The sequence below is a fragment of the Minwuia sp. genome (assembly GCF_048263705.1).
In the GTDB taxonomy this organism is placed as follows: Bacteria; Pseudomonadota; Alphaproteobacteria; order Minwuiales; family Minwuiaceae; genus Minwuia.
The window spans coordinates 156641-178050 of the sequence record NZ_JBLXDV010000003.1; the positions used below are offsets into that span (position 1 = coordinate 156641).

The 21410-nt window shown below is 64.0% G+C and carries 19 protein-coding genes; 4 read left to right on the plus strand and 15 right to left on the minus strand.

Going from position 1 to position 21410, the window contains the following annotated elements:
* Nucleotides 1-2 precede the first annotated feature (2 nt).
* Nucleotides 3-545, plus strand: a complete 543-nt coding sequence (locus ACN0X7_RS05595; protein WP_417514981.1) for a DUF1190 domain-containing protein — start codon at nucleotides 3-5, stop codon at nucleotides 543-545.
* The gene (locus ACN0X7_RS05600) at nucleotides 538-1728 is read left to right on the plus strand and encodes a glutathionylspermidine synthase family protein (RefSeq protein WP_417514983.1); all 1191 of its coding nucleotides are present in this window, start codon (nucleotides 538-540) and stop codon (nucleotides 1726-1728) included. The genes ACN0X7_RS05595 and ACN0X7_RS05600 overlap by 8 nt, the downstream gene beginning before the upstream one ends.
* On the opposite strand, the gene ACN0X7_RS05605 is transcribed toward ACN0X7_RS05600, so the two are convergent.
* Genes ACN0X7_RS05605 through ACN0X7_RS05625 form a run of 5 tightly spaced genes read right to left on the minus strand, consistent with a single transcriptional unit; the run spans nucleotide 1715 to nucleotide 7683 of the window.
* Entirely contained in the window at nucleotides 1715-5053 is a 3339-nt protein-coding gene (locus ACN0X7_RS05605) for a toll/interleukin-1 receptor domain-containing protein (protein WP_417514985.1), read from the minus strand. The two genes, ACN0X7_RS05600 and ACN0X7_RS05605, sit on opposite strands and share 14 nt — an antisense overlap.
* Nucleotides 5054-5067: 14 nt before the next feature.
* A complete protein-coding gene (locus ACN0X7_RS05610; RefSeq protein ID WP_417514987.1) occupies nucleotides 5068-5445 on the minus strand; it encodes a carboxymuconolactone decarboxylase family protein in 378 nt (125 codons plus the stop codon).
* 9 nt (nucleotides 5446-5454) lie between these two features.
* Nucleotides 5455-5883 (minus strand): Zn-ribbon domain-containing OB-fold protein, encoded by a 429-nt coding sequence (locus tag ACN0X7_RS05615; RefSeq protein ID WP_417514989.1) that lies wholly within the window; start codon nucleotides 5881-5883, stop codon nucleotides 5455-5457.
* Nucleotides 5883-7055 carry a thiolase C-terminal domain-containing protein gene (locus ACN0X7_RS05620; RefSeq protein ID WP_417514991.1) on the minus strand — a complete coding sequence of 391 codons (1173 nt, stop codon included), beginning with the start codon at nucleotides 7053-7055 and terminating at the stop codon, nucleotides 5883-5885. Before ACN0X7_RS05620 ends, ACN0X7_RS05615 begins: the two co-directional genes overlap by 1 nt.
* Nucleotides 7056-7068: 13 nt before the next feature.
* Complete coding sequence (locus ACN0X7_RS05625; RefSeq protein ID WP_417514993.1) at nucleotides 7069-7683, minus strand: glutathione S-transferase family protein; 615 nt, start codon at nucleotides 7681-7683, stop codon at nucleotides 7069-7071.
* 112 nt (nucleotides 7684-7795) lie between these two features.
* On the opposite strand from ACN0X7_RS05625, the gene ACN0X7_RS05630 reads away from it, so the two are divergent.
* Entirely contained in the window at nucleotides 7796-8584 is a 789-nt protein-coding gene (locus tag ACN0X7_RS05630) for an SDR family NAD(P)-dependent oxidoreductase (protein ID WP_417514995.1), read from the plus strand.
* A 344-nt stretch (nucleotides 8585-8928) separates the two neighbouring features.
* Here ACN0X7_RS05630 and rpsD read toward each other — a convergent pair whose 3' ends face one another.
* From rpsD to ACN0X7_RS05655, 5 genes are all read right to left on the minus strand, one after another.
* Complete coding sequence (gene rpsD / locus ACN0X7_RS05635) at nucleotides 8929-9549, minus strand: 30S ribosomal protein S4 (protein WP_417514997.1); 621 nt, start codon at nucleotides 9547-9549, stop codon at nucleotides 8929-8931.
* 95 nt (nucleotides 9550-9644) lie between these two features.
* On the minus strand, nucleotides 9645-10433 hold the full coding sequence (locus ACN0X7_RS05640; protein ID WP_417514999.1) for an RNA methyltransferase: 789 nt from the start codon (nucleotides 10431-10433) through the stop codon (nucleotides 9645-9647).
* Between the two features lie 29 nt (nucleotides 10434-10462).
* On the minus strand, nucleotides 10463-12097 hold the full coding sequence (gene cimA, locus ACN0X7_RS05645; RefSeq protein WP_417515001.1) for a citramalate synthase: 1635 nt from the start codon (nucleotides 12095-12097) through the stop codon (nucleotides 10463-10465).
* A 32-nt stretch (nucleotides 12098-12129) separates the two neighbouring features.
* On the minus strand, nucleotides 12130-13464 hold the full coding sequence (gene gltX, locus ACN0X7_RS05650) for a glutamate--tRNA ligase (protein ID WP_417515003.1): 1335 nt from the start codon (nucleotides 13462-13464) through the stop codon (nucleotides 12130-12132).
* Nucleotides 13461-15122: an NAD+ synthase gene (locus ACN0X7_RS05655; RefSeq protein WP_417515005.1), complete on the minus strand. Its 1662-nt coding sequence runs from the start codon at nucleotides 15120-15122 to the stop codon at nucleotides 13461-13463. Before ACN0X7_RS05655 ends, gltX begins: the two co-directional genes overlap by 4 nt.
* Before the next feature lie 147 nt (nucleotides 15123-15269).
* Between ACN0X7_RS05655 and ACN0X7_RS05660 the strand changes: the two genes are divergently transcribed.
* A complete protein-coding gene (locus tag ACN0X7_RS05660) occupies nucleotides 15270-17159 on the plus strand; it encodes a PhoX family protein (RefSeq protein WP_417515007.1) in 1890 nt (629 codons plus the stop codon).
* Between the two features lie 168 nt (nucleotides 17160-17327).
* Here ACN0X7_RS05660 and ACN0X7_RS05665 read toward each other — a convergent pair whose 3' ends face one another.
* Genes ACN0X7_RS05665 through ACN0X7_RS05685 form a run of 5 tightly spaced genes read right to left on the minus strand, consistent with a single transcriptional unit; the run spans nucleotide 17328 to nucleotide 21400 of the window.
* On the minus strand, nucleotides 17328-18134 hold the full coding sequence (locus tag ACN0X7_RS05665) for an alpha/beta fold hydrolase (RefSeq protein WP_417515009.1): 807 nt from the start codon (nucleotides 18132-18134) through the stop codon (nucleotides 17328-17330).
* 20 nt (nucleotides 18135-18154) lie between these two features.
* The gene (tenA, locus tag ACN0X7_RS05670; RefSeq protein ID WP_417515011.1) at nucleotides 18155-18817 is read right to left on the minus strand and encodes a thiaminase II; all 663 of its coding nucleotides are present in this window, start codon (nucleotides 18815-18817) and stop codon (nucleotides 18155-18157) included.
* Nucleotides 18814-19146 carry a ferredoxin family 2Fe-2S iron-sulfur cluster binding protein gene (locus ACN0X7_RS05675; RefSeq protein ID WP_417515013.1) on the minus strand — a complete coding sequence of 111 codons (333 nt, stop codon included), beginning with the start codon at nucleotides 19144-19146 and terminating at the stop codon, nucleotides 18814-18816. Before ACN0X7_RS05675 ends, tenA begins: the two co-directional genes overlap by 4 nt.
* Nucleotides 19143-20285 (minus strand): cysteine desulfurase family protein, encoded by a 1143-nt coding sequence (locus ACN0X7_RS05680; protein WP_417515015.1) that lies wholly within the window; start codon nucleotides 20283-20285, stop codon nucleotides 19143-19145. Before ACN0X7_RS05680 ends, ACN0X7_RS05675 begins: the two co-directional genes overlap by 4 nt.
* Nucleotides 20282-21400: a cysteine desulfurase family protein gene (locus tag ACN0X7_RS05685; RefSeq protein ID WP_417515017.1), complete on the minus strand. Its 1119-nt coding sequence runs from the start codon at nucleotides 21398-21400 to the stop codon at nucleotides 20282-20284. Before ACN0X7_RS05685 ends, ACN0X7_RS05680 begins: the two co-directional genes overlap by 4 nt.
* Between the last annotated feature and the right edge of the window lie 10 nt (nucleotides 21401-21410).

A 21410-nucleotide genomic window follows, 5' to 3' on the forward strand; every position in this document is an offset into this window, starting at 1 on the left:
CCATGAAACGATCCCGACAGATTGCGTTGATCACGATGGGTGCCGCCGGGCTGACCCTGACCGCCTGTGAAGAGCAGCAGGTGACGACACAGATTTACGAAACGGTTCAGCAGTGCACGACCGCAGGCGTCTTCTCGGAAGAGCAATGCGTCGCCGATTTCGCCCAGGCCGAGCAGTTGCATGCCGAGGTTGCACCGAAGTATCTGAACAAGGCCGACTGCGAAGCCGATTTCGGCGCACAACAGTGCGAAACCGCGCCCTATGAGACCGCATCGGGTGGCAGCGTGTTCATGCCCCTGATGGTCGGCTACATGATGGGCAGCATGCTGTCCGGCAGCGCACGCAGCGCGGCAACGCAGCCGCTGTACCGGTCCGGTGACGACAGGAATGGATTCCGCACCGGCAGCAATGTGAAGGTCGGCAACGCAGTGGGAGCCGCCACCATTCCCAAGTCCGCTGCGGCACGACCGGCGGCGAACATGCGCCCGACGCCGCGTGGCGGTTTCGGTGCCTCGGCCCGCGCCTTCGGCAGCGCCGGTGGCTGATTCCGCGGGTGATCCGGCAACGCACCCGGTTCAGCGGATCGACATCGCCCCCCGCCCCGACTGGAAACAGACGGCAGAAGCGCACGGGTTCACCTTTCACTCACCCGAGGATGACGCCTACTGGGACGAAAGCGCCTGTTATGCGCTGACCCTCGATCAGGTCGAAGGCGATCTGGAACCTGCCGTCGAGGCGGTGGAAGAGATGTGTTTCGAGGTGGTCGAGCGCGTCGCTGCCGACGAAATGTTGATGTCACGTCTCGGCATTCCTGCGTCCTTTCATCAGTACGTCGCGGACAGCTGGCGCTACAGGGAACGCAATCTCTACGGGCGCATGGATTTCGCCTACGACGGGTCCGGGTCACCGAAGCTCTACGAATACAATGCCGACACCCCCACCGCGCTGTACGAGGCATCGATCTTCCAGTGGGTGTGGCTGGAACAGCAGATCGAGCGCGGGCACATCGCCGAAGGGACCGACCAGTTCAATTCGCTGCATGAACAGCTTATCGACGCCTTCGGCAATATCGGCGTCACGGGCAAACTGCATCTCGCCGCCGTATCCGACAGCGACGAGGATCGCGGCACCGTCGAGTATCTGGCCGATTGCGCGGGCCAGGCCGGCCTGGACGTCGAACAGCTGACCATGGAAGAAATCGGCCTGGGGCCGAAGGGCGCCTTCGTCGACCTGTGGGACCAGCCCATCGACTGGCTGTTCAAGCTCTACCCCTGGGAATGGCTGATGCGGGACGACTTCGGGGCGAACGTCCCGGCCTCCGGGTGCCATTTCATCGAACCGGCCTGGAAGACGATCCTGTCGAACAAGGGGTTGCTGCCGGTGCTGTGGGAAATGTTCGAGGGTCACCCGAACCTGCTGCCCGCCTATTTCGCCGACGACCCGAAAGCCGATGCACTCGAATCACGCGTGATCAAGCCGATCCTCGGTCGCGAAGGCGCGAACATCTCCATCGAGGCCCCCGGCACCTCGGTCAGCAGCGGCGGCGACTATGGCAAGGAAGGTTATGTCGTGCAGCAGTACGCGCCCCTGCCCGACTATGGCGGACGTCATCCCGTGTTCGGCTGCTGGGTCGTTGCCAGTCAGCCCGCCGGTCTGGGCATCCGCGAGGACAACGGGCTGATCACGACCGACGACGCCCGTTTCGTTCCCCACATCATTCTTCCCTGACTGACCGGTCCCCGAGCAGCTGCCTCGCGCGCTGCTGCAGCTTCCCCAGATCGGTCTCTACATTGCTGAAGAACAGGTCGCCGCGATCTGTCAGCAGCCAGAGCGTCCTGTGATCCCCGAAGACCAGACGCGCCCGGTTATGGGCTGCGCCGCTGCCGACTTCCTGAACAAGGTTGCAGGTTCGTGTGTCGTACAGACGCGTGACCTCTGCCCGGTCATCGCTGACGGCAAGCAGCGCGCCGTCCGGCGAGAATGCCGCCGCGTCCGCGTCCTGTCCGATCAGTTCAGGGCACACCCCATCCGGGTCTCCGAGCGGCTGCATGAAGAAACGCGAGTCATGAACGCTGATGACGGCGCGGCCTTCAGGGTCGTCGGTCCGCCACGCCTGCAGCATGCTGGCCGGCAGCGCGGCGATCAGGGTGGAGATGGCGTTCGTGTCGACTTTCCCGTCCTCCGCGATGCGCACCAGTTGTGGCGGTGCCGACTGATCCGGAAAGAACAGGGCGACCTGTGCATCCGCGTCGAAGAAGGATACCGCCTGCAGGCTCTCGCCGGACATCCTTGGGAACGGCATCTCGAAAGCGTGAGAGATGCTGTCGCCCCGGATCACCTGATACTGCGGCCGCGACTGCGCTTCGTGAATGACGTCAAAGCTGATCACAGCGGCGTTGCCGCTCTCGGAAGGAAACAGCCGCGCGCCCTGTGCACGCACTCTCGACATCTCGGATGAAGTTCCGTTCTCATCGAATCGGAGCAGAACAATCTCACGATCGACGGGTTCGTCCGCCCTGTCATCGGCCAGCATCCAGATGCTGCGGCCAACGAACAGCGCCTGCCGCGCATGCCATCCCTCGGGAACCCCCAATTCCGTGGTAGTTCCGTCGCGAACCTGCACCACGAAGGCCCTGCCATCCGTTGTCGTCAGGGCCAGACGCTCCCGGGTTCCATCAAAAGCCACCGAGACCGTCATGTTTGCCAGAAATCCGCCGTATCCCAGTTCTGCGGGCAGCGGCACGCGAGAGCCGTCCTGCCAGTTGACCAGCGTCCCGCGCCGCGGTGTACCGGGCGGGCACCCCAGAAACCCGCAGTCATGGCTTTCGACGAGCAGGGCATGAGGCTCCGCCAGCGGCCACGCGGACAACTGAACCCTGCGACCGGGCACCGGATCCATCTTCATGCCTGCAACCGGGAATGGAAACGGCGACCCGGCCTTCTCACCGCCCGCATGAAACATCTGCACCAACAAGGGGGCATCGTCGGGATCATGAATCGCCGCCACCAAGCCGCCCCAGCCGGATACGGCCACGGCAGGTCCGGACAGCCCGGCGTCACGTGCGCCCCGGTTCAGGTTCCACGCCCGCAGTTCACCATCGCCGCCGCCCGAGAACAGCATGGCCGATGCCGGATCGTAAGCGACGGCGGATATCGTCTGGGAATGCCCCCGCAGCCTCTGCCCCATCTCCATGTGCTGGCCGGACTCCACATCGATGACCGTATCGTTTGCGCAAATGGAGCGCCGGATGCTGTCGTCGATGATCCAGCGGCCGCTGTCCGCGCGCAGCCCGAACATGTCCTTGCGCGGCATCAGGCAGTCGATCGGACGCACGCGTTCAGAGCCGCGCACCAGAAGCCCGGACTGCTGCTGCCAGCCGGTCGGACTGCCCTGAATTGCGAGTGTGTGGGCATCCAGCGCGTCGGCACCGGCGATCCGGCCATCGGCATAGAGGACAGGCTCCAGCGCTTCACCGGTGCGAACGTTCCAGACAGAAATGCACCATTCTTCTTCAGTCACCGGCCGCGCGAGCGTCAGCAGGGTACGATCCGCCGAGAGAGCGATACTGTCACGGATCTTTTCCGAGCCGTCCCGGTCATGCCCGCAGCGTGTCCCTTCGTCGGGCGCCGATAACAGACGGTACGTGTTGTCGGTCAGGGTCCAGATCAAAGCGCCTTTGCGTGCCGAACCCCACGTGATGACGACGATATCGTCGGCGGCAAACTCGGTCGTGATCAACCCGTCCTGATCGATCCGGGGTATGGTGACCTCTGCAACGGTTCGCGGTGACCCGCCCGCGACCTCAGGCAGTTGCCAGACCGCAAACCTGTGCCCGTTGAAGCCCTCGTTTTCGTCCCAGGCCACGGCCACGACGCGGCTTCCATCCGGCGAGAGCGGCGCAAACGGACCCAGCCACCAACCGTCCTGACGGTGATCCAGGGATCGCAACAGCTTGCCTGACGCCAGATCGCGTACTTTGGCGCGGTGGGTCACAATCAGGTTGCCATCCGCATCCGCTCTTTCATCGCTGAATGTCGTGTAGGCCAGCGCACCGCTTCCTGCCCAGCGCAAACGCTCGTCCGCCGGAAAGCGCCGCAACTCGCTGCCGTTCCGGTCGATGACCACTACCTCACCGCCGTCCAGCGCAACCATCAGGGTGCTGTCGGGAAGCAGCCGCACATCCATGATGGCTGTCTCGAAACGACGGATGACACCTTCGGACAGGTTGGCACTCATCAGCCGGCGCAGCGCTGCGGCAGCTTCCTGTACCAGAGGACGATCAGGGGAGCCAACGTCTGACGGCAGCGCGCGCGTCACAAGGTCCGCAGCATCGCCCAGCCGTCCGTCATCCATGGCCTTCTGTGCCTGAGCCGCTAGGTTGACGGATTCTTCGACCAACTGTTGATCGACGGCATCGTCATAGAAGGCGTAGCCGATCGCGGCTGCAGCAAGCAATACGAGCCCCACGAGGCCGGTCACGAGCTGACGGCGGCGTTTCCGTCGCTTCTCCCGTTGCCACAGGGCGTCGAACGCGACACCGACCAGTCCGGCGACCAGACGTGCAATCAGCCGGTCGAAGGCTTCCTTGCTGGCGTCCGGTGCCAGTGGCTCGTCCGGTTCGTCTGTCAGATTGCCGTCCGAATCCACTTTCCGAAGCAGCGAAGGCGGAAAGCACATGACATCCGGATCGGTGCTGTCCGGCTGGCCGTCGACGATCACGGCAAGCACACGCGCGTCGGGTCCCCGCGCCTTGAAGTGTCTTATCTCGGCATCGACCCATTTCGATTGCGCCGCATTGGGACTGCAGATGACGATCAACGTCCGGGAATCGTCCAGCGCACCGGTCAGCGCGGCGCCCAGACTGGGCGCGCCGGCCAGTTCATCGTCGTCCCGGAAGAACCGGCCAAGCTTTCGGCCCTCAATTTCGGCGGACGCAGGCAGGCCGACCGGAAGACGGTAGGTTTCCAGTGCCTTGTGGATGCGCTGCGCCCAGCGCTTGTCCTTCTGGCTGTAGCTGATGAAGCCTGCGAAGCGGTAGCTGTTCTCCGGCATGACAGGCTTCTCCCTCAGATCCCGCGTTCGGCAAAGACCTCTTTGGCGGCGCGGAAACATTCGAGACTCTGCGGGACGCCGCAATAGATCGCAACGACATGGATGATGGACCGGATCTCATCCTTGCTGACACCATTGGTCAGCGCGCCGCGGCAATGGATCTTCCACTCGTTCATCTTGCCGAGCGCAGCCAGCATGGCGAGGTTCATCATCGACCGCGTCTTTGCGTCAATGGTGTCGTCGCCCCAGCCGAATCCCCAGGCCCAGGCGGTCATGACCTCCTGGAACTCGCGGGTGAAATCATCCGCCGCCGCCAGGTTCTTCTCGACATATTCCGCGCCCAGCACCGCCTTGCGACGTTCCAGGCCCTTCTCGAACAGTTTCTGATCCATGGTCGTCCCCTACTGTTGTTGTGCAGGCCGGTAGCGCGGCAGAAACAGACCCTCGCCCACATCGTCCCACCACAGGCTGACCCGCATGCCGACATGGACCTGATCGGTCGGAACATCGGTGATGTTGGTGACCAGCTTCACGCCGGGCATATCGGGAAAGGTAACCAGACCGACCACATAGGGCAGGCTTTCAGACACCGCAGGATGGCTGGCATAATGAACCACCGTGAAACTGAACACCTCCGCGTCGGGCGGTGCCGCGATCCAGGCGACCCTTGTCGAATGGCAGGCAAAGCAGACCGGGGTCGGCGGATGGCGTACCTGTCCGCATGTGCCGCAGGCCTGAAACTTCAGCTCCCGGTTCCGGCAATGCGCGAAGAACGCCGCCTCGTCCATCGTCGGGTCGATCCCGGGCATGCTCTCGGGAAAATATGCCATCAGACCGTCCCCAGAATGATTGCACTGGTCGGCGCGACACCCAGTCCGCCGGTCACCAGGCAGGTCTGTGCGTCCTTTACCTGTGAGGTGGACTGTCCGCGCAGTTGCCGGACACCCTCGTTGATCAGATTGACGCCATGCACATAGGCTTCGGAGAGTTGCCCCCCGGACGTATTCAGGGGCAGGCGTCCACCGTCCCAGCGGATGTGGCCGTCGCTGACGAAGTCGCCGCTCTCGCCCCGACCGCAGAACCCGAAATCCTCCAGCGCCATCAGGATCAGGCCGGAGAAATGATCGTAGATCTGCGCCACATCGATATCATCGGGCGACACGCCCGCCTTCGCATAGAGTTCCTGCGCGATGCGGCGGTTGTTGGTGGAGGCATAGTCGCTGTCGGGCATGTTCTGCGCCCCCAGCGGCCCTGTGCTCCAGCCCGGTCCGCTGCCGTGCGCCGCTGCCAGTATTTCGACCGGTTGCGATTTGACATCGCGCGCCCGCTCCGCCGTCGTGATCACCACTGCCGCCGCGCCGTCGCTTTCCAGGCAGCAGTCGAACAGGCGGAAGGGCTCGGCGATCCAGCGGCCGGCGAAATATTGCTCCCGGCTGAGCGTGCGCCCGTGCATGATTGCGCGCGGGTTCCGGTTGGCGTTGGCCCGGAAAGAGAGCGCCACCTCCGCCATCGCCGCCGGATCGATCCCGGTTTCATGGAAGAACCGCTGCACCATCAGCGCCAGCATCTGTGACGGTGCGAACAGGCCGAAAGGATAGATGAAACTGGCATGCGTCCGGCTGAGACCTGCCTGCCCGAAACGACGTCCCTGCCCCTGACACAGGCCGCGATAGACGACGACCGTTTCGGCCTGCCCGGATTCGACTGCGGCACAGGCCTGCGCGACGGCCCCGCAGGAACCGCCACCGCCGCCGCCCCAGACCATGGACGACCAGCGCAGATCGGGGATCCCGAGCGCCGCCTGCATCAGCGGCCCTTCGTTGCCGTCGTTGGAAAAGGACGCCAGCCCGTCCACATCGTCGGTGGACAGGCCGGCATCGCCGACGGCTGCAAGGATCGCCTCGGCGGTCACCTGAAACTGGCTGCGGTCCATGATGCCGCCCCATCGGGTGAACTCGCTCTCCCCGATCCCGACAATATGCGCCTTGCGGGTGCCCGCCATTCGACCGAACCGGTCAGGCGTCGGCGCTGGGCCGCGCCTTCATGCGCTCCATCCAGGCGGTCAGATTCTTGTGCTCCTCCGTCGGGCCCTGCTTGAAGGACGCGCCGAACGACAGAAATGCGAACAACAGAATATCTGCCATGGTCAGGCGGTCACCGCAGACGAAGTCCCTGCCCGCCATCTGTTCGTCCAGCCAGGTCATCTTCTTCTGGGCGATCTCGGCAAAATCGCCGGCCGCCGACGGAATGGTATGCATGCGGCTCTGGAACATCTTGAGGCCCGGCCCGAAGCGGAACGCCGCCCCGAGCGGTTCGCAGATGCCCAGGTCAATGCGGCGCGTCCACATGCGGGTCTCCGCGCGCTCTTCCGGCGTGTCGCCGATCAGGCTCGGACCGTCGCCCTTTTCGTCCAGATACTCACAGATCGCCGTGATCTCAGCGAGAATGTCACCGTTCTCCATCACCAGCGCCGGGCACTGCCCGCTGGCATTCACATTGTTCACATATTCGGGCTGACGGTTCTCGCCACCGCGGATATCGACATCGACCATGTCCATCTCGATGCCCTTCTCGGCCATGAACATGCGGACCATGTGCGGATTCGGTCCAACGGAATTGTAAAGTTTCATGAGTGCAGCCTCCCCTGTTGCTTCCATTCGGGTTAAGGCCAAGCGGGCCTTGCGTCAACCGAAGGGCCATGACATTCCAGTCAGACAGACGTGCAGGACAGGCGGGGGAACCATGACAGAGAGAACAGGCAGGCTGGCGGGCAGACGCGCCATCGTAACCGGTGCCAGCCGGGGCATCGGCGCGGCCATCGCAACACGCTATGCTGCGGAAGGGGCGGATCTGCTGCTGGTCGCGACCGGCGTACCGCAACTGGCGGAGACGGTGGCGGCGGCACGGGAAAGCGGCGCACGGGTCGAGACCATGGCCGTCGATGTCTCCGACCGCGGGCAGGTCGAGAAGATGATCGCCAACGCCATCAGTCTTTTCGGCGGTCTGGATGTGCTGGTGAACAATGCCGGCGTCTACAAGGCCGGACGGTTCATCGACCATAGGCCCGAAGACTTCGACCGCGTCATGCAGGTCAATACCTACGGCACCTTCCACGCGATGCAGTTCGCGCTGCGGCACATGAAGGACGCCGGAGGCGGCAAGATCGTCAACATCGCCTCGACCGCCGGCAAGTGGGAAAGCATGAACCAGAGCGCCTACAACACCTCCAAGCACGCGGTGATCGGCATGACCCGCTGTGCGGCGCTGGAACATGCCAAGGACGGCATCACGATCAACGCGATCTGCCCCGGCTTCGTCGAGACCGACATGATCGACCAGTTCGACGACCATGCCGCGCTGGCCGGGATCTCCGTCGACAAGCTGAAGGAGATGCTGCTGGGCCGCGTGCCCATGGGCCGGATGCTGCAACCGGTCGAGATCGCGCACCTGGCGGTCTATCTGGGCTGTTCGGAATCCGATGGCATGACCGGACAGGCGATGACGATCTCCGGCGGGATGCGGATGGGTTGAGCACGGCAGGCGAGACCAGAGCATTTCTGAGCTCGACTGAACCGGTCGGACGCACAGCGTGTCGCCCCCTGCGTGCGGGGGCGGCGGACGACCCGGCGAACCCCTTGCATGTCGGGTATTCGGGAAGGCCCCCGGATAAACCGGGGGTGACAGTCCGGGACTCGGGGAGCAGCAAACGGCGAGACTGCCCTGGCTGCGGTGCAGCACCGCACAGGGCAGCATGACGGTCGGCTGGACACCGGGATCAAGCCCCGGTGCGGGGCGAAACCAGCATCCCTGCCCAGCAAGGAAAACGGCGCCAGGTTTCCCTGACGCCGCTTCCAAACTTCACAATGTGTCGCCGATCAGCGCGAGTAATACTCGACCACCAGGTTCGGTTCCATCTGCACCGCGTAGGGCACGTCGCCCAGGTTCGGGATGCGGGTGAACTCACCCTTCAGCTTGTCATGATCGACATTCACGTAATCGGGCAGTTCGCGCTCCGGCGAATCGATGGCGTCCAGCACCAGGTTCATCTGGCGGGATTTCTCGCGGACCTCGATGACGTCGCCCGGCTTGCAGCGGTAGGAGCCGATGTTGACCTTCTTGCCGTTCACCTTGACGTGCCCGTGGTTCACGAACTGGCGCGCGGCAAAGACGGTCGGCACGAACTTCATGCGATAGACCAGCGCGTCCAGACGGCTTTCCAGCAGACCGATCAGGTTTTCCGAGGTATCGCCCTTGCGGCGGGTGGCCTCGTTGTAGATGCGGCGGAACTGTTTTTCGGTGATGGAACCGTAATAGCCCTTCAGCTTCTGCTTCGCGCGCAGGTGCAGGCCAAAATCGGAAATCTTCTTGCGCTTGCCGGCCTGGCCATGCTGGCCGGGACCGTAGTCACGCTTGTTCACCGGGCTTTTCGGGCGACCCCAGATGTTCTCGCCCATGCGGCGATCGAGTTTGTATTTCGCAGTAATGCGCTTCGTCATGGGTAAAATCTACCGATCCGACTGGTGAAACATATGAACGCGGCCAGTGCGTGCTGACAGCGGAAGGCGTGCTATAGGGCTGCGAAACCGGGCTGTCAACCACCCTGTTCGGTATCGTTCGGCGCGGGTTTGCGGACGCCCTGCCGATGGCCGGACAGTGCGCGCACCATGCCGAACAGGGTGCGGACCTCATGGTCCCGCATCTCGGCACGGTGGAACATGGCGCGCATGTTCCGCAGCATGACCGGGCGCTTGTCCTCGATCAGGCGGAACATCCCCGCGCGGTCCAGTTCATCGGTCATGAACTCCAGAAATGCGGTCATCTGGGCGGCGGCGACCGGCCTGTCCATCTCATCGAAGTCCGGCACATGGGTCTCGCCTTCCAGTGCGGCGAGCCGCCATTCATAGGCACACAGCAACACGGCCTGGGCCAGATTGAGCGACGAGAACGCCGGATTGGTCGGGATCTGCACAACGGCACGGGCCAGCGCCACGTCATCATTGTCCAGGCCCGCGCGTTCCCCGCCGAAGAGGATGCCGACCTTCTGCCCCTGCCCCAGCGCACGCACGCCGCGTTCCGCCGTCTGACGCGGCGTGATCACAGGTTTGGAGAGCTCCCGCCCGCGTGCCGTCGTCGCGAAGACGTGCTGCAGGTCCGCGATGGCCGCTTCGGTCGTGTCGAACAGTTGCGCATTGTCGAGCACCTCGTCCGCGCGGGAGGCCATGGCGCGTGCCGCATCGTTCGGCCAGCCGTCGCGCGGGGCCACGATGCGCATCTCGCCCAGCCCGAAATTCAGCATCGCCCGCGCCGCCGCGCCGATGTTCTCCCCCAGCTGCGGCTTCACGAGGATGATCGCGGGCTGCGGGATGGCCTGATCCCTCATGCTCCGGTCGGTGCCTGCCATCGTCCCGATTACTCGGCTGCGATGCGCGGTGCCACGCGTGCCCCGTCGCGGTACAGCTTGTAGGTGATGGAATCGTGCAGCGCATCGAAGCTGGCCTCCACGATGTTGGGGGACACGCCGACGGTGAACCAGCGTTCACCCGATGCGTCCGCGCTCTCGATCAGGACGCGTGTCACGGCTTCGGTGCCGCCGTTCAGGATCCGGACCTTGTAGTCCACCAGCCGCAGGTCGCTCAGTTCGTCATACAGGCCGACGAGACCCTGACGGATCGCCATGTCCAGCGCGTTGACCGGACCATTCCCCTCGCCCACCGTCAGCTTCTCGCGACCGCCGGCGATCATCTTGACCGTGGCTTCGGAGATCGTGATCAGTTGCCCCCGCGCATTGTAGCGACGCTCGACCATGACCCGGAATCGGTCCACCTTGAAGTAATCAGGCACTTCGCCCAGGGCCCGGCGCGCCATCAGCTCAAAGCTCGCCTCTGCGCCGTCGTAGGAATAGCCTTCGAACTCGCGCTGCTTCACGGTTTCCAACAGGCGTCCGATCCGGGGATCGTCCTGGGCAACGTCGATTCCGACCTCTTCCATCCGCGCCAGGATGTTCGACCGACCGGCCTGGTCCGAGACCAGCACATGTCGGCGATTGCCGACGATCTGCGGCTCGATGTGTTCGTAGGTCTTCGGATCCTTCTGCACCGCCGAGACATGCAGGCCGCCCTTGTGGGCAAAGGCCGAGTCGCCGACATAGGCCTGATGGCGGTTCGGCGCGCGGTTCAGCAGTTCGTCCAGCAGACGCGATGTCGATGTGAGCTGTTTCAGGTTGGCCGCGCTGATGCCGGTCGTCAGATGATCCGCATAGGCCGGCTTCAGGCAGACCGAAGGGATCACTGACATCATGTTGGCATTGCCGCAGCGCTCGCCCAGACCGTTCAGCGTGCCCTGCACCTGACGGGCACCCGAGGTGATGGCGGCCAGACTGTTGGCGACGGCATTCTCGGTGTCGTTGTGCGCATGGATGCCGATCTTCTCGCGCGGAACCTTTCTGGCAACTTCCTCGACGATGCGTGCCACATCGACCGGCAGGGTGCCGCCGTTGGTATCGCACAGCACGACCCAGCGCGCCCCGCCTTCCAGCGCCGCCTGCAGACAGGCCAGCGCGTAGTCGGGATTGTCGCGATAGCCGTCGAAGAAATGTTCGGCATCGAACATGGCTTCACGCCCGCGCTCGACCCCGCCCGCGATGCTCTCGCGGATCGAGATCAGGTTTTCCTCATTGGTGATGCCCAGCGCCAGATCGACATGGAAATCCCAGGCCTTGCCGACCAGGCAGACAGCGTCCGTGTCCGCGTTCAGCACCTCGGACAGCCCCGGATCGTTGGAGACCGAGCGCCCGGCGCGCTTGGTCATGCCGAACGCGACCAGCTTGGCACCGTTCAGTTTCGGCGGGTCGCGGAAGAAGGCCGTATCGGTCGGATTGGCACCCGGCCAGCCACCCTCGATATAGTCGATACCCAACTGATCCAGCGCGATCGCAATGGTGCGCTTGTCCTCGACGGAGAAGTCCACACCCTTGGTCTGCGCACCGTCGCGCAGCGTCGTATCGAACAGATACAGCCGTTCTCTGGCCGTTGCATCCTGTGTCATTGGATTCAGTTTCGCGTTCAAGCTGTTGAAATTCAGGCGATTTCGCCGCGCAACCTTGCTCTGGCCCGCGCCGCGCCGATGAGGGGTAACAGCTTTTTCATTTCCGGTCCATGATCCAGCCCGGTCAGGGCCTGCCGCAGCGGCATGAACAATTGCCTGCCCTTGCGCCCCGTTGCGTCCTTGATCGCGCCGGTCCAGGCGGGCCAGCTTTCCTCGGTCAGCGGGTCATCGGGCAACAGGTCTGCCGCCGCGTTGCCGAAAGCGGCATCCTCGATCACGGGTGCCACGGGCCTTTCGACGATGTCGATCCAGGCCGGGAAATCCGAGAACTTCTCGATGTTCTGGGAAACCGCATCCCAGATGGCGCGGGTTTCAGGCCGGTCGTCACCCAGACGGGCGACCGCCTCGCTGGCCGACAGGCCGTGCAGCCGCTGGGCCGACAGTTTTTCCAGCTCGCGCTCGTCGAACCGTGCCGCCGCGCGTCCGAAGCTGCTCAGATCGAACGCCGAGGCCGCATCGCGATTGCTTTCGAACAGTTCGACCGGCTGCGACGTGCCCAGCCGTGCGAGCAGGCTGACGATCGCCTGAGGCTCGATCTCCCGGTCGCGGAAGTGTTCGACGGTCAGACTGCCGGCCCGCTTCGACAGCGGTGCGCCGTCGGCATCGACGATCAGCGGAAAGTGCCCGAAGACTGGCACGGGATGGCCGAGCGCCTGAAACAGGTGCACCTGGGCGGCCGTGTTGGCGACGTGATCCTCACCGCGGATGATGTGACTGACGCCGAGTTCGCCGTCATCGACCACCGAAGTCAGCGTGTAGAGCGGCCGTCCATCGGCGCGAATCAGAACCGGATCGGAAAGCGAAGCTGCATCGATCTCCTGATGCCCCCGGATCAGGTCGTCCCAGACCACCCGCTCCGCCCTCAGCCTGAACCGCCAGTGGGGTTTTCGGCCCTCGGCCTCGTAGGCGGTACGCTGTTCATCGGACAGGTTCAGCCCGGCCCGATCATAAACCGGGGGACGCCCGGCTGCGCGCTGCAGGCCGCGTTTCCGCTCAAGTTCTTCCGGGGTCTCGTAACAGGCATAGAGGTGCCCGTCAGATTTCAGCTTTTCGATGGCTGCTTCATAGCGGTCGTTGCGATCCGACTGGCGCGCAAACCGGTCCCAGTCCAGTCCCAGCCAGGTCAGATCGCGCAGGATCGCGTCCTCGAAGGCCTTCGTCGAACGGTCCGCGTCCGTGTCGTCGATCCGCAGCAGGAACGCCGCGCCGGTCTTGCGGGCATACAGCCAGTTGATCACCGCCGCCTTGATGTTCCCCAGATGCAACAGCCCGGTCGGGCTGGGCGCAAAGCGGACGAGACCGGTCACACCGCGTCCCGGAAGCGGTTCGTGATCGGGTAGCGGCGGTCGCGGCCGAAACTCCGGGACGTGATCTTCACCCCCGGGGGCGCCTGACGACGCTTGTACTCGGCGATATAGAGCAGATGCTCGATCCGCTTCACGGTCGCCGGATCGTGCCCGCGGGCCAGAATGTCCTCGAACGCCATTTCCTTCTCGATCAGGGATTCCAGAATGTCGTCCAGCACCTCGTAGGGCGGCAGGCTGTCCTCGTCCTTCTGATCGGGGCGCAGTTCGGCGCTCGGCGGCTTCGTGATGATATTCTGCGGCATCACCGGCCCGTCCGGACCCAGCCCGTCCGACGGCCTGTGCTTGTTCCGCCAGTCCGACAGCGCAAACACCGTCATCTTGTAGAGGTCCTTCAGCACCGAATAACCGCCCGCCATGTCGCCGTAGATCGTGGCGTAGCCGACCGACATCTCGGACTTGTTACCGGTCGTCAGCAGCATGTGACCGAACTTGTTGGAGATCGCCATCAGCAGCAGGCCGCGCGCACGGGACTGGATGTTCTCTTCCGTGATGTCGGGCTGTTTCTCGGCAAACACGTCGCCCAGCGCGCCCTCCAGCGCATCGACGCTTTCGGCGATCGATACCGTATCCAGCTTCGCCCCCATCATGCGCGAGGCCTCGGCAGCATCGTCCAGGCTTTCCTGACCGGTGTATTTCGACGGCAGCATCACGCACCAGACCCGGTCCGGCCCCAGCGCATCCACAGCCATCGCCGCGCTCAGGGCGCTGTCGATGCCACCCGACATGCCCAGCACCACGCCGGGAAAGCCGTTCTTGTTCACGTAATCCCTTAGGCCCAGCATGCAGGCGCGGTAGATACCTTCCAGCCGGCTGCGCGGTGGCACGTCCTGCCCCTTCGCGCAGACCCAGCCGTCGTCGCCGCGCTGCCACTCGGTCATGGTCAGCGCGCTTTCGAACTCCGGCATATGGATGGCAACGGTCCGGTCAGCATTCAGCACGAACGAGCCGCCGTCGAACACCAGTTCGTCCTGGGCTCCGACCTGATTGAGATAGATCATCGGCAGGCCGCATTCGGAAACCCGCGAGACCACATGGTTCAGGCGCACGTCGGACTTGTCGACCTCATAGGGCGAGGCGTTCGGCACGATGATGATCTCCGCGCCGGTCTCTTCCAGACACTCGACGACATCCGGCTTCCAGATGTCCTCGCAAATCGGCACACCAAGCCGCACGCCCCGGAAATTGATCGGTCCCGGCAGCGGTCCCTGCGCGAACAGCCGCTTCTCGTCGAAGACGCCATAGTTCGGCAGGTCGTGCTTGTGGCGGGCCGCCTGGACCTTGCCCTGATCCAGCAGCAGCGCCGAATTGTACAGCTTCCCGCCCTCCCGCCAGCAGGTGGAGATCAGCATCGCCGGCCCGTTGTCGGCGGTTTCCGTCGCCAGCGTCTGCGCCGCCTTGATGGCGTCGTTCTGAAACGCCTGTTTCAGGACCAGGTCCTCGGGCGGATAGCCGATCAGGAACAGTTCCGGGAACACGACGAGGTCGGCGCCCATCGTCTGGGCTTCAGCGCGGAGCTGCCGGGCCAGAGCCATGTTGCCGACCACATCCCCAACCGTCGGGTTGGCCTGTGCCAGCACTATGCGAAGCGTGTCAGTCATGCGGTCTCTTTAGCCACAGCGGTGAGAGCCAGCAAGGGGACATGCTGTCATTCAACTGAAGCAATGGCGTTGTAGGACGCGCGTCATGCCTGCGAGGATGGGGATCCGCCGCGGCGTCACATACAGAAGCATCTTCAGGAGACCACCATGTCGGATGTTGCCAGCAGCGAGTTGTCGTTCGACGAATTCGACGAGATCACCCGCCCGCCTGCCGAAACCACAGACTTCGACCGCGTCGTTGAGCGCCGCATGAGCCGGCGCGGATTTCTGGGCGGTGCGGTAACGTTCGGCGCGACGGCGTTTGTCATGGGGTCGACTTCCCTGACACGCCCGGCGCATTCGGCAGCGCGTCTGGGGTTCGAACCTGTGGCGGCCAACAGCCGCGACACGGTCACCTTGCCGGACGGCTATCGCTGGCACACAGTGGTCCGCTGGGGCGATCCGATGTTTTCGGACGTGGCCGAGTTCGACCCACAGACCCGCAGCACACCGGACAGTCAGGCGCACTCCTTCGGCGACAACAACGACGGCATGGCCATGTTCGTGAAGGACGGTCGCACGGTGCTGGCGGTGAACAACGAATATACCAACCGCGGGATCATGTTCGGCAACAACGCGAGCGGCAAGCCGGAGACCGTGGACGACGCGAAGAAGGGCATGATGGCGCACGGCGTGTCGATCATCGAGGTTGCCCGCCGCGACGGCCGGTGGGCGATGGTGAAGGATGCCGACGTCAACCGTCGCATCACGCCGATGACCGAAATGCAGATCACCGGTCCCGCGGCAGGCCACGATCTGCTGAAGACCGAAGCAGACCCGACGGGCACGAAATCGTTCGGCACCTGGAACAACTGCGGCAACGGGCGCACACCCTGGGGCACCTATCTGACCTGCGAGGAAAACTTCAACGGCTACTTCTCCACCGCCGACGAAGGCTTCGAACCCACTGCCGCCATGAAACGATATGGCATCGGTGCCAGGGACTGGGGCTACGGCTGGGCCATGGCCGATGAACGCTTCGATGTCGCGAAGCACCCGAACGAGGCGAACCGCGCCGGCTACATCGTCGAGATCGATCCCTTCGATCCGGCCTCAACACCTAAGAAGCGTACCGCGCTGGGCCGCTTCAAGCACGAGAACGCCGAGCTGGTAATTGCGAACAACGGTCATGTCGTCGTCTACCTGGGCGATGACGAGCGCGGCGAGTTTCTCTATCGCTTCATTTCGGAAGGAAAATATTCGGTCGGCGGCGACAATGCTGACCTGCTGGAGAACGGCAGACTGTCCGTCGCAAAGTTCAACGACGATGGCCGGGGCACCTGGATCGACCTCGATCCCGACACCACGGGCATGACCGACGCCGAAGTCCGCATCCATACGCGGATGGCCGCCTCGAAGGTCGGCGCGACGACGATGGACCGCCCGGAATGGGTCGCGGCCAACCCGAACAGGGTCGAGGCCTACTGCTGTCTGACCAACAACAAGAACCGGGGCAAGAAACCAAACGCCGGCGGCGACGCGACACCTGTAAACGGTCCCAACCCGCGCGAGGCGAACAATTATGGTCAGATCGTGCGCTGGGCCGCGGACGACGATGACCATACCGCCGAAGGCTTCGCCTGGGATCTGTATGTCGTCGCAGGAAACCCGACCGTGCACGATGACGCCTATGCCGGTTCGGACAACATCACGCCCGACAACATGTTCAATTCACCCGACGGGCTTGCCTTCGACAGTACCGGCCTGCTTTGGATCCAGACCGACGGCAAATACTCGAACGAGGGCGATTTCGCCGGCATGGGCAACAACCAGATGCTGATCGGCAATCCTGCGACCGGCGAGATCCGCCGCTTCATGGTCGGGCCGAACGAATGCGAAGTCACGGGGCTCACCTTTTCGCCCGACCGCCGTACGATGTTCGTCGGCATCCAGCACCCCGGCGAAAAGGGCAACAGCCACTGGCCCGGCGGCGGCGATTCCCTGCCCCGCTCCGCCGTGATCGCGATCGACCGTGAAGACGGCGGCGTGATCGGATAGAGCCGTCCCGTCTTTCGCTGAATCACCGGCTCCCGGACGGTCGCCCCCGTCCCGTGCGTTTGGCCGCTTCAATCAAATGCCGGAGCGTTCTAGAATACGGATTCGTAGCGTGGCCGGGGCCGGGCAGTCGAGGGGGGCTGTCCGGCCCCGACGCTTGCGTCGCCGGGATCAGCTCGCCTTGAAGAACGCGATCAGGTCGTCATAGGCCTCCGGCACCTGAATGAAGAACATGTGCCCGCCGTCGTAGAGCCTGAGTTCCGCATTCGGCATGCGTTCGGCCAGGTTCCGCATGGCCTCCGGCGTCGCGATGTCGTCGTTCGTCCCGCCACCGCACAGTGCGGGCGTGTCTATCCCGGCCAGTGCCTCCCAGCAGTCATGGTGCTTCCGCGCCTGGATCTGCATCGCCATGCCGTGCTGGTAGTTGTGCTCGCCATAGAACTCGGTCTTGTCGGCGCGCTTCCTCAGCACTTCGACCTTCTCGACATCCTTCTCGAACCAGTCGTCGGTGACCCGGTTGTCCGACAGCTTGATCATGGTGCGGAACTTCTCTTCCTGCGTCAGATCCGGCGAGAGCGTATCCAGCGGATAGGACGCCCCGCCCGCCCCGCCAGGCGACGTGCACCACAGCGCCGCGCGGCTGACCTTGCCGGGATGCCGGGCCATCAGGTTCTGCAGCACCATGCCGCCGAACGAGATACCCAGCACCGGGCAGGGTGCAAGTTCCAGCGCATCCATGATCGCAGCCGCGTCATCGGCGTAGGCTTCCATGGTGTAGCCGTCGTCGGGCTTGCTGGTCTGCCCCAGGCCGCGCTGGTCGTAGGTCGTGACCCGGAAATGTTTCGTCAGCGGGCTGTCCAGCGGAGTCGGCGGACGGCGCAGATCGCTGCCCGTGCCGGTGATGACCAGAACATCCGGCCCTTCGCCCTTCTGATCGTAGTAGACCTGATCCAGATCCCGGATTTTGAGTGTTGGCATGTGTTCCTCCCCGAACCGTCCTATGCCGCGTCCAGCCCCATCTGCCAGAACGCCGTTTCCAGCCGTGTGGCCTGCGAAAATATCCGTGTCAGCCTTTCAAACCGCGCGTCGGTCAACCGGCCTTCGGCCAGCACGTCCAGATGCGACAGCGCACCCTGCATCACATCAGCATACTCGTCGCCCGCATACATCTCGATCCATGAAAGGTAGGGGTTGCCATCCCGCTTCGTTGCGGCGTCCGCCGCCAGCCGCGCACCAATCTCGCCATAGCCGATCACGCACGGTGCGAGCGCCACATGCAGGTCCAGCACATCGCCCGCCAGCCCGGTTTCCAGCACATAGCGCGTGTAGGCCATGGTGGCGACGTCTTCGGGGGCGGCTTCCATTTCCGCCGGTCCGATGCCGAATCCCGCGCAATAGTCGATGTGCAGCTTCATCTCGACGTTCAGGATGCCGTTCACGACCTCGGATGCGGCACGCATATCGACCAGATTGTCAGCCTTGTAGACGGCCAGCGCCCAGGCCCGCGCGAAGTGGATCAGGAACAGGTAGTCCTGGACCAGATAATGGCGGAAGGCCGGTTCCGGCAGGCTTCCGTCCGCCAACCCGGCAACGAAGCGATGGCCGACATAGTCCTGCCAGTCGGTGCCGGCGGCTTCTTTCAGGCGATTGAACAGCTTCATCCGATCAGCAGGTTCCGTGTGTTGCGCGGCAACTGGAACTCGATCCCGTCGAGTTCCTCGGTCAGATTGATCTGGCAGCCCAGCCGCGACGTCTCCTGCAGGTCGAAGGCGAGGTCCAGCATGTCGTCCTCTTCCTCACGCGAGTCCGGCAGCTTGTCGAACCAGGGATCAAGCACGATCACATGGCAGGTTGAACAGGCCATGGATCCTTCGCAAGCCCCCTCGATGTCGATGTCGTGCCGGTTGGCGACGTCCAGCACGGAATCGCCCGGTTTGGCATCCACCGTCTGACGCTCGCCCTTAGGACTGATGAAATGGACCGTGATCATGCCCTCGCCTTTCCGATCGCCCGCGCGATGGCCTCGACCGCCGTCGCGATGTCTTCCTCGTTGTTCATGCGCCCGATGCCGATGCGTATCGACGATCGTATCTCCGGTTCGCTCAAGCCGATGGCCTGAAGCACATGAGATGGTGACGAAGATACCGATGAACAGGCCGAACCCGTCGAGACGGCAATTTCCGACGCCTCGCGTATCACATCGTCCGCATCCACACCGTCGATACGGAAATTGATGTTGCCCGGCAGGCGCATGATCTCCGATCCGTTCAGATGCACACCGTCCACGCGGACCCGCAGGCCGGTCCAGAAAAGGTCGCGCAGTGTCGCCAGATGGCGGCGCTCGTCCACCAGAATCGCACCCGCCTTGCGGGCCGCCGCGCCGAACCCGACGGCCAGCGGCGTGGGAACCGTACCCGATCGCAGACCCTCCTGCTGTCCGCCGCCATGGATCAGGGGCGGCAGGATGGCCCGCGCGCGTTCACCTACGACAAGTGCGCCGATTCCTTTCGGGCCGTGGAACTTGTGCGCCGTCAGGCTCATGAGGTCGGCGCCCAGCCGCGCGAAACTGACCGGTATGCGACCGACCGCCTGTGCGGCGTCGCAGTGCAACAATGCATCCGTCTCCCGCACCATCCGCCCGATGGCGGCAACGGGTTCGATGGTGCCGATCTCGTTGTTCGCCAGCATGACCGACACCAGGCCGACATCACCTTTTTCCAGTTCGGCGCGTACGGCATCGGGACCGACCCCGCCGCCGGCATCGACCGGCAGGATCGTCACCGGACGACCGGTCGCCGCCGCACTTTCCAGCACACAAGGGTGTTCGATGGCCGACACCACGATGCGGGACCGGCGGGCATCCAGCACACTGGCGATACCCTTGATGGCCCAGTTGTTGGATTCCGTTGCACCGCTGGTGAAAAAGACATCGTCTTCGGACGCATCGATCAGGGCTGCGATCTCGGACCGCGCCAGATCGACGGCGGCTTCCGCGGACCAGCCATGTTCATGGTGGCGCGAATGCGGATTGCCCGGCTGCTCGGTGAACCAGGGCAACATCTCGGCCAGCACGTCCGGATCGACTGGCGTTGTGGCGTGATTGTCCAGATAGATCGAGTTGCGGATCATGCGGCCCGTTTCCGCCGCCACAGGGCGGTCCAGGCATCGATGCAGGCGTCGACATCGGCATCCGTGGTGTTCCAGCCGAGCGAGATGCGGATCGCCTCCCCCGCTGCCCTCCTGCCGACCCCCATGGCCAGCAGGACGTGAGACGCGGTGACCTTGCCCGAACTGCACGCAGACCCGGCGCTGACCGAAACACCCGCGAGATCGAGCGCCATGACCTGGGTCTCGGCGGCGACACCCGGCATCCGGATGCACGTGGTGTTCGGTGCGCGAGAGACATCCTGCCCGAACACTTCCGCATCTTTGTCACGAGCGCACAAAGCGCTTTCCAGGCGATCGCGCAGTTCCGACAGGCGGCTGCGCTCCGAGCGGCCTTCCTGCGAGACCGCCTCCGCCGCGGCACCGAAGCCGGCGATGCCGATCAGGTTCTCCGTTCCCGCGCGCCTGCGCTGTTCCTGTCCGCCGCCACGGATCAGGGGGTCCGGGTCCAGCGCCCCCATGACCAGCAGGGCACCGCATCCCGCCGGTCCGCCCAGCTTATGGGCGGAGAGGCTGATCAGATCGGCCAACGCCGCGATGGATTCGGGATCGATCTTGCCCGGTGCCTGCACCGCATCGACGTGCAGCAGCACATCGTGCCTGCGGCATATCGCGGAGATTTCCTCAAGCGGCTGGATCACGCCGGTTTCATTGTTCACGGCCATCACCGAAACCAGCGTGGCATTGCGATTCGTGATCAGGCGGGACAGTTCATGCATGTCGACCAGCCCGTTGCCATCGACGGGAAGACCGATGATCTCATTGTCGGCATTCAGGGTTGAATCGTGCGATGTGGCCGCCACGAGTTTGCCGCCCGCAACGGCCGAAAGCGCCCAGTTGTTGGCCTCCGTGCCGCTGGCGGTGAAATGCACGGTCGACGGTCGGACCTTCATCAGATCGGCAACCTGACGCCGTGATGCGTCCACCAGGGCACGGGCGGTACGGCCCTCCGCATGCACGCTCGACGCGTTTCCGGTGATGTCCATCGCATCCCGCATCGCGGCCTTCGCTTCGGGACGCAGCGGTGCCGTCGCGTTGCAGTCTAGATAATGACGGATCGGCGGTGTCTTGGCCTGCATGGGGCCGGTG